Origin of the sequence: Proteus penneri (assembly GCF_022369495.1) — a bacterium.
Taxonomy (GTDB): domain Bacteria; phylum Pseudomonadota; class Gammaproteobacteria; order Enterobacterales; family Enterobacteriaceae; genus Proteus; species Proteus penneri.
Genome location: NZ_CP059690.1, coordinates 2,637,825 through 2,652,447 on the forward strand (window position 1 = coordinate 2,637,825; position 14,623 = coordinate 2,652,447).

The 14,623-nt window shown below is 37.8% G+C and carries 14 protein-coding genes and 3 tRNA genes; 8 read left to right on the top strand and 9 right to left on the bottom strand.

The genetic code is table 11. The annotated features are described in order from the left end of the window. Nucleotides 1-181 precede the first annotated feature (181 nt). The 3 genes from truC to syd all read right to left on the bottom strand — a co-directional run bounded on the left by truC (nucleotide 182) and on the right by syd (nucleotide 2,294). Nucleotides 182-946 carry a tRNA pseudouridine(65) synthase TruC gene (gene truC / locus H1225_RS11980; RefSeq protein WP_109399946.1) on the bottom strand — a complete coding sequence of 255 codons (765 nt, stop codon included), beginning with the start codon at nucleotides 944-946 and terminating at the stop codon, nucleotides 182-184. Nucleotides 947-954: 8 nt separating this feature from the next. Continuing rightward, nucleotides 955-1,278, bottom strand: a complete 324-nt coding sequence (locus tag H1225_RS11985; RefSeq protein WP_109399947.1) for a YqcC family protein — start codon at nucleotides 1,276-1,278, stop codon at nucleotides 955-957. Between the two features lie 464 nt (nucleotides 1,279-1,742). Further along, nucleotides 1,743-2,294, bottom strand: coding sequence for a SecY-interacting protein (gene syd / locus H1225_RS11990; RefSeq protein ID WP_006535920.1), 552 nt, complete (start codon nucleotides 2,292-2,294; stop codon nucleotides 1,743-1,745). Nucleotides 2,295-2,450: 156 nt separating this feature from the next. On the opposite strand from syd, the gene queF reads away from it, so the two are divergent. From queF to xni, 3 genes are all read left to right on the top strand, one after another. Continuing rightward, on the top strand, nucleotides 2,451-3,296 hold the full coding sequence (gene queF / locus H1225_RS11995) for an NADPH-dependent 7-cyano-7-deazaguanine reductase QueF (RefSeq protein ID WP_006535921.1): 846 nt from the start codon (nucleotides 2,451-2,453) through the stop codon (nucleotides 3,294-3,296). A 91-nt stretch (nucleotides 3,297-3,387) separates the two neighbouring features. Next, complete coding sequence (ppnN, locus tag H1225_RS12000; RefSeq protein WP_072064271.1) at nucleotides 3,388-4,755, top strand: nucleotide 5'-monophosphate nucleosidase PpnN; 1,368 nt, start codon at nucleotides 3,388-3,390, stop codon at nucleotides 4,753-4,755. 6 nt (nucleotides 4,756-4,761) lie between these two features. After that, on the top strand, nucleotides 4,762-5,511 hold the full coding sequence (xni, locus tag H1225_RS12005) for a flap endonuclease Xni (protein WP_006535925.1): 750 nt from the start codon (nucleotides 4,762-4,764) through the stop codon (nucleotides 5,509-5,511). Nucleotides 5,512-5,643: 132 nt separating this feature from the next. Here xni and rlmM read toward each other — a convergent pair whose 3' ends face one another. The 3 genes from rlmM to H1225_RS12020 are packed head-to-tail and all read right to left on the bottom strand — an operon-like array spanning nucleotide 5,644 to nucleotide 8,093. Beyond that, the gene (gene rlmM / locus H1225_RS12010) at nucleotides 5,644-6,741 is read right to left on the bottom strand and encodes a 23S rRNA (cytidine(2498)-2'-O)-methyltransferase RlmM (protein WP_109848112.1); all 1,098 of its coding nucleotides are present in this window, start codon (nucleotides 6,739-6,741) and stop codon (nucleotides 5,644-5,646) included. Further along, nucleotides 6,734-7,129: a DUF423 domain-containing protein gene (locus H1225_RS12015; RefSeq protein ID WP_036913817.1), complete on the bottom strand. Its 396-nt coding sequence runs from the start codon at nucleotides 7,127-7,129 to the stop codon at nucleotides 6,734-6,736. The genes rlmM and H1225_RS12015 overlap by 8 nt, the downstream gene beginning before the upstream one ends. Nucleotides 7,130-7,172: 43 nt before the next feature. Continuing rightward, nucleotides 7,173-8,093 (bottom strand): transcriptional regulator GcvA, encoded by a 921-nt coding sequence (locus tag H1225_RS12020; protein WP_109848111.1) that lies wholly within the window; start codon nucleotides 8,091-8,093, stop codon nucleotides 7,173-7,175. A gap of 661 nt (nucleotides 8,094-8,754) precedes the next feature. Here H1225_RS12020 and csdA point away from each other — a divergent pair. Together csdA and csdE are read left to right on the top strand one after the other, a co-directional pair. Then, nucleotides 8,755-9,966 carry a cysteine desulfurase CsdA gene (gene csdA, locus H1225_RS12025; RefSeq protein WP_109848110.1) on the top strand — a complete coding sequence of 404 codons (1,212 nt, stop codon included), beginning with the start codon at nucleotides 8,755-8,757 and terminating at the stop codon, nucleotides 9,964-9,966. A gap of 5 nt (nucleotides 9,967-9,971) precedes the next feature. Beyond that, the gene (csdE, locus tag H1225_RS12030) at nucleotides 9,972-10,424 is read left to right on the top strand and encodes a cysteine desulfurase sulfur acceptor subunit CsdE (RefSeq protein WP_109848109.1); all 453 of its coding nucleotides are present in this window, start codon (nucleotides 9,972-9,974) and stop codon (nucleotides 10,422-10,424) included. 109 nt (nucleotides 10,425-10,533) lie between these two features. Here csdE and tcdA read toward each other — a convergent pair whose 3' ends face one another. Together tcdA and mltA are read right to left on the bottom strand one after the other, a co-directional pair. Then, the gene (gene tcdA / locus H1225_RS12035) at nucleotides 10,534-11,346 is read right to left on the bottom strand and encodes a tRNA cyclic N6-threonylcarbamoyladenosine(37) synthase TcdA (RefSeq protein ID WP_006535932.1); all 813 of its coding nucleotides are present in this window, start codon (nucleotides 11,344-11,346) and stop codon (nucleotides 10,534-10,536) included. Between the two features lie 109 nt (nucleotides 11,347-11,455). Beyond that, nucleotides 11,456-12,550 carry a murein transglycosylase A gene (mltA, locus tag H1225_RS12040; protein WP_006535933.1) on the bottom strand — a complete coding sequence of 365 codons (1,095 nt, stop codon included), beginning with the start codon at nucleotides 12,548-12,550 and terminating at the stop codon, nucleotides 11,456-11,458. A 293-nt stretch (nucleotides 12,551-12,843) separates the two neighbouring features. Between mltA and H1225_RS12045 the strand changes: the two genes are divergently transcribed. From H1225_RS12045 to H1225_RS12055, 3 genes are all read left to right on the top strand, one after another. Beyond that, nucleotides 12,844-12,920: transfer RNA gene (locus tag H1225_RS12045), tRNA-Met, on the top strand. A gap of 30 nt (nucleotides 12,921-12,950) precedes the next feature. Then, nucleotides 12,951-13,027 (top strand) — tRNA-Met (locus H1225_RS12050). A gap of 22 nt (nucleotides 13,028-13,049) precedes the next feature. After that, nucleotides 13,050-13,126 (top strand) — tRNA-Met (locus H1225_RS12055). A 213-nt stretch (nucleotides 13,127-13,339) separates the two neighbouring features. Here H1225_RS12055 and amiC read toward each other — a convergent pair. Further along, on the bottom strand, nucleotides 13,340-14,602 hold the full coding sequence (amiC, locus tag H1225_RS12060; protein ID WP_072064277.1) for an N-acetylmuramoyl-L-alanine amidase AmiC: 1,263 nt from the start codon (nucleotides 14,600-14,602) through the stop codon (nucleotides 13,340-13,342). Nucleotides 14,603-14,623: the final 21 nt, after the last annotated feature.

A 14,623-nucleotide genomic window follows, 5' to 3' on the forward strand; every position in this document is an offset into this window, starting at 1 on the left:
TAAATCGCTTAATGAATACATGATAGCTGTCACGTTTCAAACATGTGCTCAGATCAATTAATAAAATAATCTATTTTACAAATAATTAAAATAGATTATAAATTTGCGCAAACCATCAAGACTTAAGTAAAAAAGCCTTGATAGTCACAAAATGAAAGTAATATTTAAAATAAGAAAGGAATTAAAAATGATGAGCTAAATCTTCACCATACTGCTCTAATTCAGGTCTTAATCCACGCCAACCAAATTGATTAATAAGGTGTTGCCAAGGCAGATCCCATTTAGCTGTTAAGTTAAGTGGTTGCAATGTGATTGGATGAATTAAGTTTAGATGGCTTGCATGTAACATCAAGCGATGAGATTGAAAATAATTTACAACTCCACGGTTTTGACGTAAATCACCATGAGCGGTATCACCAATAATTGGATGGCGAATATGAGACATATGGCGACGTAATTGATGCTTACGACCTGTTTCAGGACGCAATTCTAATAAACTAAATCGAGATGTAGGATAGCGCCCAATCGCAACCTCTTTTTCAACAGTTCCTAATGGCTGGCAATGTGTTACACATTCTTGAATTTGTGGAGGTTGAGTTGCAAATTTATCTGCAATTTTATCTAACTCCTCCACTAAAGGGCTATCAATCACTAGCGCTTCTTCAACATACCCTCTGACAACGGCATGGTAAATTTTTTCTGTTTTATGTTGTTCAAAAGATTGAGATAGCGCCCTAGCGACATCAGAAGAAAGCGCCATCAATAGAACACCTGATGTAGGTCTATCTAGACGATGCACGGGGAAAACATGTTGCCCTATTTGATCTCTTAGTGTCTGCATTACAAACACTGTTTCATGTCTATCTAACCAACTACGGTGAACAAGCCAGCCCGCAGGTTTATTCACCGCAACAAGATATTCATCTTGATAAATAATATCTAGCATTGTCGGCCTTATGATTTAAACATTGCGTCAAGTTCACGCAAATGATTGAGTAAATCAGTAACATCTCGACTCTTATCTTCTTTAAATGCTTCTTCGTAATAAGGTGCGATTGCAAATGCATTCGGTAATGGCATTTCATTTTCAATCATCGATGACAATTTTGGAATTAATACCCACTGTAACCATTCATGAGCACTCATTGTATCAATACAGAAAGGCTCAACACTTTCAAATGCTTGTTCAGTCGGAGATTCTAATTGCCATAGCTCAATATTCTTCATCTCTTCTTCAATCAAGAGCAATTTAGCTAAAATGCGTTGTTCTGGTGTCATCATTTATTCCTTATATAAAACTTACGAATAAGGATAACATTGGGATGGAATAGCAGAAAACAAATAAAAAATAAAAGGAGCCGAAACCCCTTTTAGACAAGAAAAATAGTTGTCTGTACAACACATGCGTCCAAGCAAGACCGTTTTTATCTATCCTTGAGATTACGTCCGTATCAACATTAATGGAAATATCCTATTTCCTGTGTCCTTGATCACTCTATATTTTATCGGCCACCAAACAGTCCCTTAGTTGGTGGACGTAGAATGCCAATAATTGATTAGTTAAACAACCCACAAAATAAAAGTAATTAAAGAGCTATAACTATAAATAAAGACAATAAGTTAATAACTTATTGCTCTACTTAAATAAATCAATTTTATTTTTATTAGTGACGTTTTTTAATAAAAAACACATGCTTTTTTTGTAAGATATATCTCACAAGAAAAAAGGCTTATAGACTACATCACTCATTATATACAGCGACTAATTCCGATAAAAAGAGAGATAAATTTTCAGCTAAAACTTCTCTTTTCTTTTTACCGAAAGTTTCAAGAATGACTTCACCGGAAACATTACACACGGAAATTATTTCATTTTCTGAATCTGTAGTGCCAATAAACAATGTGGGTGTAAGTTTTAAACGCTTTTGAGTCACCAAATGACCAATAATGTTTTCTTGTAAGCGAATAAAATCTTCTTCGCTCCACACTTGGATCAAACTGAAATCTATATCTCTAAAACGAACCTGCATATCACCAGCATACTGAGTGGTAAAGTAATCATGCAATTCAGGGCGAATAATAATCCCCATTGCTTTTTCAATTTTTTCTAGTTTATCTATTCCTACAAAAGGTTGCGGTAACCAGTAAACAACCTCATCACCTGTTCTTGATATACAAATAGAAGGAACACCATAAAGATCTTCACTTGCAGGAGGTAAACCTGATTTTTCTTGCCACAAATCAACATACTTTTGCGTAAAGGCTTTTAATTCAGAGGAGATGTTTTCAGTCATGATTATCTGTTTTATCTATTTAAATAAGAATTCCCTTTATATTACCTGATTATGACACTAATTCAGAGCATCAAAAATAAAGCATTCATATACTATTGATGTTTCAATAGTATAATTAACCTTCTTTTATTTTCAGCTAAAGTTAGGATGTAAATTATGTCTTTATATCAAGGTGATAAATCTCTTGAAGCATTATCTCTCGGCAAAGAGACTCAATATCACGATCAATATGATGCCGGATTATTGCAAGGTGTACCACGTAGCCTAAATCGAGATTCACTCTCTTTAACTGCTGAAAATTTACCTTTTCATGGTGGTGATATTTGGACTATGTATGAGCTCTCATGGCTTAATAGCAAAGGCTTACCACAAGTTGCTATTGGTCATGTTGAATTAGACGCAACCACTGAAAATCTTATTGAATCTAAAAGTTTTAAATTATATCTCAATAGTTTTAATCAAACTCGCTTTGAAAGTTGGGATATCGTCGAAAAAACCTTACTTAACGATTTAACAACTTGTGCTAAAGGCAAAGTTAATTTGACTATCTATCCACTTTCGCATTTTACATCACAACCTATTGTCGATTTTGCTGGAGAGTGTATTGATGAACAAGATATCGAAATTGATAATTATCAGTTTGATGTCCAATGGTTAAACGAATCGACAACCGATACACTGGTTGAAGAAACCCTTGTCAGCCATCTGTTAAAATCCAATTGTCTTATTACCAATCAACCAGATTGGGGATCAGTCGCTATTCAATATAAGGGTAAAAAGATTAACCGTGAAAAACTGCTACGCTATTTAGTTTCATTTAGGCAACACAATGAATTTCATGAACAGTGTGTTGAACGAATTTTTCACGATATCATGCAATTATGTACGCCAGAAACATTAACTGTTTATGCGAGATATACGCGACGTGGTGGATTAGATATCAATCCTTGGCGTAGTAATTGTGAGTTTGTTCCAAAAATCAGTCGATTAGCCAGACAATAATAGGAATAATGCCTGTATGTTAATATGATCTGTGTTATACCAAGATCAGTTGCACTTCAGTTTGTTATTTCAGGAGAAAAAGGAGTCCTACGTGATAACTCATGTCAGCCCATTAGGTTCCATGGATCTGCTTTCACAGCTAGAAGTTGATATGCTAAAGAGAACCGCAAGCAGTGATCTTTATCAGCTGTTTCGTAATTGTTCTCTTGCTGTCCTCAACTCTGGTAGCCTTACTGATAGTAGTAAAGAACTGTTATCTAAATACCAAGATTTTGATATTAACGTACTGCGCCGTGAACGAGGCGTAAAACTTGAGTTAGTCAATCCTCCTGAAGACGCCTTTGTTGATGGAAAAATTATTCGCTCACTACAAGCTAACTTATTTGCTGTGCTTCGTGACATATTGTTTGTTCACGGGCAAATCACAACAGCCAAACGTGATCTTCACCTGAACTTAGAAAATAGTACTCACATTACTAACACAATTTTCTCGATTTTACGTAATGCACGAGCCCTTCATATTGATGAAGATCCTAACATGATCGTTTGCTGGGGTGGTCACTCAATCAATGAAACAGAATACCTTTACGGTAGAAAAGTAGGTAACGAATTAGGGTTACGAGAACTCAATATCTGTACAGGCTGTGGACCTGGTGCGATGGAAGCACCAATGAAAGGGGCTGCCGTTGGTCACGCTCAACAACGTTATAAAAATAGCCGTTTTATTGGTATGACTGAGCCTTCAATCATTGCGGCTGAGCCACCAAATCCATTAGTTAACGAACTGATTATTATGCCAGATATTGAAAAGCGTCTGGAATCTTTCGTGCGAATTGGACATGGAATTATTATTTTCCCTGGCGGTGTAGGAACAGCGGAAGAATTGCTGTATTTACTTGGTATTCTGATGTCTCCAGAAAATCAAGACCAAGTATTACCACTGATTTTAACTGGCCCTAAAGAGAGTGCAGAGTACTTTAATGTATTAGATGACTTTATCGCCAATACATTAGGCGACGAAGCTCGACGTCATTACCAAATTATTATTGATGATGCACCTGAAGTTGCTCGTATCATGAAAAAATATATGCCTTTGGTCAAAGATAATCGTCGTAGTACTGGTGATGCTTATAGCTTTAATTGGTCAATGAAAATCAATGCTGATTTACAGCATCCTTTTGAGCCAACACATGAAAATATGGCATCGCTTAACTTAAGTACCGATCAATCTCCTGAGAAATTAGCAGCTGACTTACGTCGTGCATTCTCTGGTATTGTTGCTGGTAACGTAAAAGAAGTAGGTATGAAAGCGATTGAAGCTTACGGCCCTTATAAAATTCATGGTGATCGTGAAATTATGCGTCGCATGGATATTTTATTAACCGGCTTTGTTGAGCAACATCGAATGAAACTTCCGGGTGGTACAGCTTACCAACCATGTTACGAAATTATCAGCTAATTTATTATGATACATTTGCTGATTATTGATGCTTTAAACCTGATCCGCCGCATTCATGCGGCATCAGGTTCTTCTTGCCAAACTGTGTGTGAACAGAGTGTCAATCAGCTGCTTGGTCACACACAACCTACCCATGCTGTAGCGGTCTTTGATGAAGATGATCGAGAGGGTAGTTGGCGACATCAACTCTTACCCGATTATAAAGCAGGCCGCACACCCATGCCTGATGACTTGCGACAACAATTACCTGAAATTAAAGCAATGTTACTTAATTTAGGAATACAAAGCTGGCACTCAGGTGGTGATGAAGCAGATGACGTTGCAGCAACACTGGCAACCAAAGTGGCAAGTGCAGGTTTTCGAGTCACGATCATTTCAACGGATAAAGGTTATTGCCAATTACTTTCTCCCTCTATTCGTATACGCGATTATTTTCAACGACGCTGGTTAGATTTAGAATTTATTAGATCTGAATTTGGTGTCGAACCATCTCAACTTACCGATTATTGGGGATTAACGGGCGTCAGTAGCAGTAAGGTTGTAGGAGTTCCTGGTATTGGTCCTAAAAGTGCTACCGAGCTTTTACAAGCTTATCCAGATCTAGAATCGCTCTATCAACATATTGATGATGTTCCTACTAAATGGCAAAACAAACTTACTACTCATAAAGAGTCTGCATTTATCAGTCGGAAAATCGCGACATTACGTACTGATATTCAATTAAACGGTAATCTACAACAGTTGCGTTTAAAATAGCCAAGTTCCCAGTCATTAAAAATACAACCAGCGAATATCTTTAAATAACTCGCTCTCATTAAAAAAGCTAAGCTTCCATTTATAAGCTTAGCCTTTTATCGTTATCAATAAATCGATGTAATTTGAACGTTTTTAGAATTCACGGTCGGGTCGATAAGCGGCCCAAATATTTTGTATATGAACTGTTATCTCTTCTCTATCATGATAAAGATGCTTAGCTTGGATCTTAACGTTAATCCCTTTTTCCGCTAATTCTGACTTTATTTTGTCAAGGATATGAGAGACTTCTTCATAACGCTTTTTCATTGGCAATTTTAAGTTAAAGATAGCTTCACGACACCATTCATTAGCAATCCAAGTTGTCATTAATGCAGCAACTTTAGCTGGTTTTTCAACCATATCGCAAACAAGCCATGTGATATTTTTAGAGGTAGGTTCAAATTTAAAACCATCAACTTGGTGATGACGAACTTGCCCTGTATCCATTAAAGATTGTGCCATTGGCCCATTATCAACAGCATGCACCATCATACTGCGTTTTACTAATTGATATGTCCAACCACCGGGGCATGCACCTAAATCGACCGCTTTCATTCCACTTGCTAAACGCTCTTCCCACTCCTCATAAGGAATGAAAATATGAAATGCTTCTTCAAGTTTTAATGTCGAACGACTTGGCGCATCTGATGGGAATTTTAATCGAGGAATACCCATATAAAATGGGGAATTATTAAAACTATAGGAATAGCCAACATAACAACATCCCGGCGCAATAAAAAACACATGAACAACAGGACGGCTAAAGTTCTCTACTTTCAACAATATTTTCTCATTACGTAAATGATTACGTAATGGCACCGTAAATTTACGGCAGAATTTTAATAATTCTTTGCTTTCGTTAGTGTCTGCAACTTCAACTCGAAGTTCACCTGCTTTTTCAACAGCACCTTTTAGCATTCCAACAATCGGTGTAATTCTATCTTCTGGTGGTAAATCTTTAAGTAATTCACCTGTCACAAACATCTGACGAGCAAAAATTAATTCACGGAAACTCACATCACGCGCAATCTTATCTGCATCACCTTCTTGGTAACATTCAAAGATCACATAACCACTTCCTTCTTTAACACGAGGAAAGCCATAAACGCCGATTTGACCTGCTTTATCCGTAATCTCAGCCGCGCACTCTTTTTCAAAACCTTGGCGACAATATAATGCAACTTTATTCATGGCGAGACGCCGGTGCCCTTAGACGCAAAGCGCCAATAAAAATTAATGCCCAACCAATAAGAAAACTAAATCCACCAATTGGCGTAAAATAAGATAACAATCTAACTTGTGTTAGCGCCATACAATAAAGGCTACCACTGAAAAGTAGAATACCAACACCAAAGAAAATACCCGCCCAATAAAACCATAAAATGGTTTTACGCATTAACATTGCCGCAATTCCGACAAGTAATAAGGTATGGACGATTTGGTAGCGCATCGCTAACTGAATGTATTCCCAATGTTGTGGCGATAAATGAGGTGCAAGCTTATGAGTTGCAAATGCACCAAAAGCAACATAAAAGAAGCCACTAATCGCGGAAAACATAAGCAATGTACGACTATTCACTGTTTATTCCTTCCTATCTAGAAGATATTTACCAATCGCAATATTAAGATGATGTTAGTAAACCCAGCTTTTCTTGCTCATTCGCTGCTTGAGATAAAATCCATTGGCGGAAAGCCGCAATCTTACCCAATTCAGCCTGACTATCTTGGCAAACTAAATAAAATGCATTTTTACTAACAAGGACATCTGGAAAAGGTCTTACTAATCGACCTGATTCTATTTCACTACGTGCCATGACATTATTAACCAATGCAACACCTTGTCCATGTACAGCAGCCTGTATCACCATTGAACTATGGCTAAAAATAGGGCCTTGTTGCACATTTATCTGATTTTGTATCTCTAATTGGCGTACATAAGATTGCCAATCTCGACGAGATGTATCATGTAGCAGTGTATGATAAATCAGATCGGATGGGGTTTTTAGTGGTTTTTCACCTGTAAGTAAAGATGGTGCACAAACAGGAATTAAATATTCTGCATAAAGGCGGTCTGTACGCAACCCAGTCCAATTACCTCGACCATAAAAAATGGCGACATCAACATCATCAGCCAATTTATCTTCTTCTCTATCAACAGCTTGAATTCGCACATCAATTCCCGGATAAGCTTGGTTAAAACCAGATAACCGAGGTACTAACCATTGAATCGCAAAACTTGGAGAAAGGCTAACGGTAAGTGCGCCTTTCGCGCTTCTAGCTAATAATTTGCGAGTTGCCTCGTTAATTGATGAAAAAATTTCCTTAATATCGAGGTAATAACTCTGCCCTTCTTCCGTTAATAAAAGAGAACGGTTACGTCTTCTAAATAATTTTAGCCCAAGGAATTCTTCTAATGTTTTAATTTGGTGGCTCACTGCTGCTTGTGTCACAAATAATTCTTCAGCGGCTTTAGTAAAACTTAAATGACGTGCCGCTGAATCAAAAACCCTAAGCGCATTTAATGGCGGTAAACGTTTAGACATATTCGGTTCTTAAACCCCTATTTTGGCTATTAGTAGACCCTAACTTTCATCATTAGTTTTTTTTATGCGAAGCATTATAAATTGTCCCTTGATGATTAGCCAGTAAATACCTATAGTAAGCGCACTTCCTAAGCCGGAACGAAAAGTTGTGTAGTAGTAATACTGCAAAACTTTTGGCTTTGTGGTTGTGATGTTGTGTTTGCAAGTTGTCTGGAAATTCCAGACTTAGTAGCTGATGCTACTGTTTTTTTTCACTTCCTGTACATTTACCCTGTCTGTCCATAGTGATTTTATAGTGCACCGCCAAGGCGGTGCTTTTTTTATTCCCTATTTTTATCTAACTTTTCATCTTCTACACACTCACTTTTGATGTTTTCATCTTTTCTTCACAATAAATTTATTGTCAATGTTCTGAAAAATGCATCATATTCTCTTTAACATGATTAAATTAAAGAAAAAACATATGATAAATCTACTATCTGTGATTTTTTATTGAGCGAATTTTCGCCATCTTTATCGTGTTATTATGGGCGCACTATCATGCTATAAACGGATGTTCTTAGTTTTTCATTATAAATAAATATAATTAACCGTATAATCTATACGCCCTATTTTTACTACAAATGACGAAACGTTATTCATCTACCAACACAGCATAATTATGAACGTATTTTCTCCTGAATTATTTCGACAACAATTTCCTGCTCTTGAAGCAAACACAGTGTATCTTGATAGCGCAGCTACGGCATTAAAGCCTCTTGCGATGATAGAAGCCTCCGATAATTTTTATCGCCACAATTTTGCAACGGTACACCGTAGCCAATATCAGCATGCTAGGGAAACAACGCAACAATATGAGGGGACGCGTCAACAAGTTGCCAAATTAATCAATAGTGCTGATAGTGATACGATTATTTGGACAAAAGGCACCACAGAATCACTCAACCTGATTGCTCAAGGCTATTTTCGTCCACGCTTACAAGCTGGTGATGAAATAATTGTTAGTGAGCAAGAACATCATGCAAACCTTATTCCTTGGTTGATACTGGCCGAACAAACGGGCGCACGAGTGATCCGCTGGGCAATTGAGGATCATTTTTTACCTTCAATTAATAGCTTAAATGCTTTAATCAATAAGCGGACACGAATTGTTGCTGTTAGCCAAATGTCGAATGTAACAGGTGCTCAAATTGCATTAGATAAGGTGTCTCAATGCGTTCATCAACATGATAATTGCTTATTGGTTGTCGATGGTGCGCAAGGTATTGCGCATCACCCAACGGATGTCACAGCACTTGATATCGATTTCTATGTTTTTTCCGCTCATAAACTCTATGGCCCTAATGGATTAGGTGTTTGTTATGGCAAACGAAAATATTTAGAAGATATGGCTCCTTGGCATGGTGGTGGAAAGATGCTAGCTCACGTCACATTTGATGGGTTTACTCCAGCCGCTATTCCTCAACGCTTTGAAGCGGGAACACCTAATGTTGCAGGTGTTATTGCATTTTCAGCCACATTAGCATGGTTAGAAAAACAAAATATGCATCAGGCTAATCAATATGCTCTTGAGCTTGCAAAAGAAGCAGAAAAACGTCTCAGTGAGTTAAATGGTTTTATTAGTTATCGAGCGGCCAATTCATCGGTTGTTTCCTTCAATTTCGAAGGTGTTCATCATAGTGATTTAGCAACATTAATCACAGAGAAAGGTATTGCATTACGCACAGGGCAACACTGCGCACAGCCTCTTATTGATTCATTAAACATTTCAGGCTGTTTACGCATTTCTTTTATGCCTTATAATCAACACGCTGATATTGATGTTTTTATTAATGCCGTTAAATTTGCTCTAACACTCTTAAAAGATGAATAATTGAAATGAATAACAACACACCTCTGCTTGCAACTCAGCACCCATTTGGTCATGAAATCACTTTAGAAGCATTACTTAATGATTTCCAAAAATTAAAAGCGTGGGAAGACAAATATCGTCAATTAATTCAACTCTCACGTAAATTACCCGCATTACCTGATGAATTAAAAACAACAGAAAAAGAGATCAAGGGATGTGAGAACAGAGTGTGGTTAGGTGTCGAATTAAATAATGACGGCAAATACCATATTTATGGTGATAGTGATGGTCGTATTGTAAAAGGCTTATTGACTATTATTTTAACCGCTGTTGAAAATAAAACAGCGCAAGAAATAGCTGATATCGATATGTTAGCTATTTTTGATCAATTAGGATTGGCTAATCAAATTAGCCAATCTCGCACGGACGGCGTGAATGCGATTATCAAACGATTAAAATCACTTACCTCACAGTATTAAGTTTTATACTCTAAATAATTCAATATGTAGCTAGGCGACAAGTAAATGAGTCACTAGGAGCATCAGTATGCGACTAGTGCGATGGAGCACCGTCAACAACACGACAACTTCAAATATGACGAGTACGTTGAGCCTTCGCTAGCATCTTCTTCAATGCATGAGACACCGCAATAAAACCAAATGACGCCGTTACCATCGTTACAGCACCAAAACCGGCTGAACAATCCATTCGTTTCACACCATCCGCCGTACTTTTTGCCGCACAAACCGTACCATCGCCTTGTGGATAAACTAACTGTTCTGTTGAGAAAACACAGTCGATCCCTAATTTCCCCTTACTATTTTTTACAACATTAAAATCAGATTTCAAACGCTCTCTTAATTTAGCCGCTAAAGGATCTTGAATTGTTTTTGCTAAATCAACCACTTGAATTTGGGTTGGATCAATTTGCCCACCAGCACCACCCGTGGTGATCACTGGAATTTTATAACGGCGACAATACGCTAATAATGCAGCTTTTGGCCTTACACTATCAATAGCATCAATGACATAATCGAAGTTGTTATTCATCATTTCAGCAACATTATCAACTGTGATAAAGTCATCAATACTGGTCACTTTGCATTCTGGGTTGATTTCTAAAATACGTTGTTTCATCACGTCGCATTTGGGCTGCCCCACGCTTTCTTTCAACGCATGTATTTGACGATTAGTGTTCGTCACACACACATCATCCATATCAATTAAGGTGATAGCACCAATACCACTGCGTGCTAATGCTTCAGCCGCCCAACTACCGACCCCACCTATACCCACGACACAGATATGGGCCTGAGCAAAATAAGACAATGCTTTTTGCCCATAGAGTCGCCCGATCCCAGAAAAGCGTTGTAAATATGAATCTGATAATGAATTTTGCATGGTGCGATAACAACCTAAATAACAGAAATAATCATGGCTATTCATATTAATAGCCATGTCGTGTGTATAATTTTACCGTTTATAACGAGCAGATAAAGAGTAAATCGTTTTATGATGAAGGATTTAGCAAGTTAAGCTGTGATTTTTTTAATACCCAAACACGCCCATAATGATTATAGAAACCTGCCATATGGCCAGCATCTTTACCAATTCCATGATAAATATCGAAATGATGGCCTTTAATTGCTCCGCCTACATCTAATGCCACCATTAAACGCATTTGATATTCACCTGTAAATTTACCCGTATTATCAAGTACAGGAATTTCAGCAAGTAACACCGTTCCGGCTGGAATAATACTTCTGTCAGAAGCCACAGAGGCAAGTGCAACAAGTGGGATAGCACTGGCACCTCTAACAGGGGTAAACGGTTCTGGTTTGAAAAAAACAAACGATGGGTTTTCTTCTAATAATTTTCTCACTTCAGCATCATTGTGCTTATCAGCCCAATCTCTAATAGCGAGCATCGACATATCTTTTTTTTCTACTTCGCCATTATCAATAAGTACTTTGCCAATACTACGATAAGGGTGTCCGTTTTTCCCTGCATAACCAAAGAACGTTAAAGGTTTACCATCACCGAAATCAACATAACCACTTCCCTGAACTTCCATCATAAAATTATCCATAATGGAGTTACTGTACGCTGCAATTAAAGATGGGCTTAATGCACCATTATAAATAGCAGCACGAGAAGGCAATTTTGAACGATTATTAGTAGGCATTCTATAAAGAGGATATTGGAATTCACCTTGTCGTGTTAAACGAGCTTCAAGGACTGGCGTATAATAACCAGTAAATTGAACATTACCGTAGTTATCAACCCCTTCCATTTGAAATGCAGAAAGATTAAATTGACGTAATTGACGAGTATCTGCACCAGAACGTAGCCAGTTTTCAACCGCCTGATAAGTCTCTTTGTTGCTATTATACAAACGAGATGATGTTTGGTTTATCTGACTTACTTGTTGTAAGTAATCAGGGCCATTAATCGGTGTACCTTGTGTGTTTGGCGAACTTACTTCAATGAGATCTTGCTTAAGCTTTCCATCTTTATACTGTTGCCCTTGCTCTGTTGGACGATGACATCCTGTCAAGGCAAGCGCTAACATACCTAAAATTAACGATTTTCGCCAAGTAACCATTTTTGACCCGCTTAATAACTAAATTTGAGTGTCGATTTTGAGTTAGAAAGATACCAAAGCAAAATCAATAAATATACGATTATACTAATTGTTAAGGCTTTCTATTATCACCCAATCAATATGACTTTTAAACATCAAGTATATACGCTAAATAATTTGAAGCATGACGAGTATAACTGCCTAAATTTGCATCTTGATGTGTTATTTCTGACCGTTTTTAAAAGAAAACTGTAAAAATTTCATAAAAAACTTGCAACTCGGCAGATCCTGAGTATAGTGCCCCTCTGTGGAGACGCGGGGTGGAGCAGCTTGGTAGCTCGTCGGGCTCATAACCCGAAGGTCGTCAGTTCAAATCTGGCCCCCGCAACCAATTCACAAAGCAGTAAGTTATAGTATCAGTCGCGGGATGGAGCAGCATGGTAGCTCGTCGGGCTCATAACCCGAAGGTCGTTGGTTCAAATCCAGCTCCCGCAACCAATTCTATAAACAACAATTCAGTCGCGGGATGGAGCAGCATGGTAGCTCGTCGGGCTCATAACCCGAAGGTCGTTGGTTCAAATCCAGCTCCCGCAACCAATTTCTTTTCAAAATTTCTTCTTATTTTACTTTTCCTCTTAATTTACAAATCTAATCTTCTCACTCATAAATTTACTACATTAAATTTCTTTTATCTCAATAACCCATTGTGTTAGATAGATTTATTACACTTAAAATACAATAAAAAACGCCAATAGAAAGCGCATGATATTGGCTTTCCACTGGAATATAAGAAAAGAATATAGAAAAAGATTAGCTACGATCAGCTAACGTTAATTCACCGCCATTAGCGAAATAAGCTTTGATCCCTTTGAAAATAGATTCTGCAATTTGTTGCTGGAATTTAGCCGTTTTCAGTTTCTTCTCTTCTTCGATATTACTGATAAAGGCAGTCTCTACTAAAATAGAGGGGATCTCAGGCGCTTTTAATACCGCAAAACCGGCCTGATCGACTTTATTTTTATGCAGTTTATTAATACCACCTAATAGCTTAAGCACTTCGCTACCAAATTTTAAGCTGTCATTAATAGTCGCAGTTTGTACGAGATCGAGCATTGCATGGTCTACATAGCGATCGCCACTTTTACTCACCCCACCAATTAAGTCAGACTCATTTTGTGTTTGAGCAAGATAACGTGCCGTATTACTGGTTGCGCCCGTTTTTGATAATGCAAAAACAGATGAACCTCTTGCTGAACGGTTTGTAAACGCATCCGCATGGATAGAAACAAATAAATCTGCCTGCATTTTTCGCGCTTTAGCAACACGCACTGTCAATGGAATAAACACATCTTCATTACGTGTCATATACGCCTTCATTTTGGCGTCTTTATCAATAAGCGTTCTTAAGCGACGAGCAATTTGTAAAACCACATCTTTTTCACGTGTTTTATATTTACCAATTGCCCCAGGATCTTCTCCACCATGGCCTGGGTCGATCATGATAATAATAGGTCTATCTCGCCCTGCTCTACCCGGTTTACGGGTATCAGTTTGTGCTGGCACTGCTTGTTGTAAATCACCGTCGTTATATTCACGCAATAGTGCTAAGAGAGGATCGTCTTCCGTGTCAGCACCATGGCTTGGATAGAAATCTAACACCAAACGGTTTTTAAATTCAGCCACAGGTTTAAGCGTAAACATTTGTGGTTGTACAGGCGTTTTTACTTCAAATACCAGTCGTACTGTTTTAGGTGTATTTTGACCAACGCGAATAAGCTTTAAATACGGATCGCTAGTCTGAACCTGATTAGCGACACCTTTCAGCACGCTATTAAGTTGAATACCTTCTAAATCCACCACAATACGTTCAGGATTTGATAATGCAAACTGACGATATTTCAGTGGGGTACTGGATTCTATAGTCACGCGAGTATAAGTCGAGGCAGGCCAAACCCTCACAGCAACAATAGATGCTGTGGCAGCAAAACCAACAGGACTAACACTTAACAATAATAACGCGCCAATTCCTTTAACAAGACGACGACGAGTTTGATTGTGCTCAGAATGACTCATGAAAATATTCCAAAAAAACGA

Bases quoted from the DNA above. Each gene is read 5' to 3' on its own strand.
- truC (WP_109399946.1), bottom strand. From the start codon at position 946: ATGCTAGATATTATTTATCAAGATGAATATCTTGTTGCGGTGAATAAA.
- H1225_RS11985 (WP_109399947.1), bottom strand. From the start codon at position 1,278: ATGACACCAGAACAACGCATTTTAGCTAAATTGCTCTTGATTGAAGAA.
- syd (WP_006535920.1), bottom strand. From the start codon at position 2,294: ATGACTGAAAACATCTCCTCTGAATTAAAAGCCTTTACGCAAAAGTAT.
- queF (WP_006535921.1), top strand. From the start codon at position 2,451: ATGTCTTTATATCAAGGTGATAAATCTCTTGAAGCATTATCTCTCGGC.
- xni (WP_006535925.1), top strand. From the start codon at position 4,762: ATGATACATTTGCTGATTATTGATGCTTTAAACCTGATCCGCCGCATT.
- rlmM (WP_109848112.1), bottom strand. From the start codon at position 6,741: ATGAATAAAGTTGCATTATATTGTCGCCAAGGTTTTGAAAAAGAGTGC.
- H1225_RS12020 (WP_109848111.1), bottom strand. From the start codon at position 8,093: ATGTCTAAACGTTTACCGCCATTAAATGCGCTTAGGGTTTTTGATTCA.
- csdA (WP_109848110.1), top strand. From the start codon at position 8,755: ATGAACGTATTTTCTCCTGAATTATTTCGACAACAATTTCCTGCTCTT.
- csdE (WP_109848109.1), top strand. From the start codon at position 9,972: ATGAATAACAACACACCTCTGCTTGCAACTCAGCACCCATTTGGTCAT.
- tcdA (WP_006535932.1), bottom strand. From the start codon at position 11,346: ATGCAAAATTCATTATCAGATTCATATTTACAACGCTTTTCTGGGATC.
- mltA (WP_006535933.1), bottom strand. From the start codon at position 12,550: ATGGTTACTTGGCGAAAATCGTTAATTTTAGGTATGTTAGCGCTTGCC.
- amiC (WP_072064277.1), bottom strand. From the start codon at position 14,602: ATGAGTCATTCTGAGCACAATCAAACTCGTCGTCGTCTTGTTAAAGGA.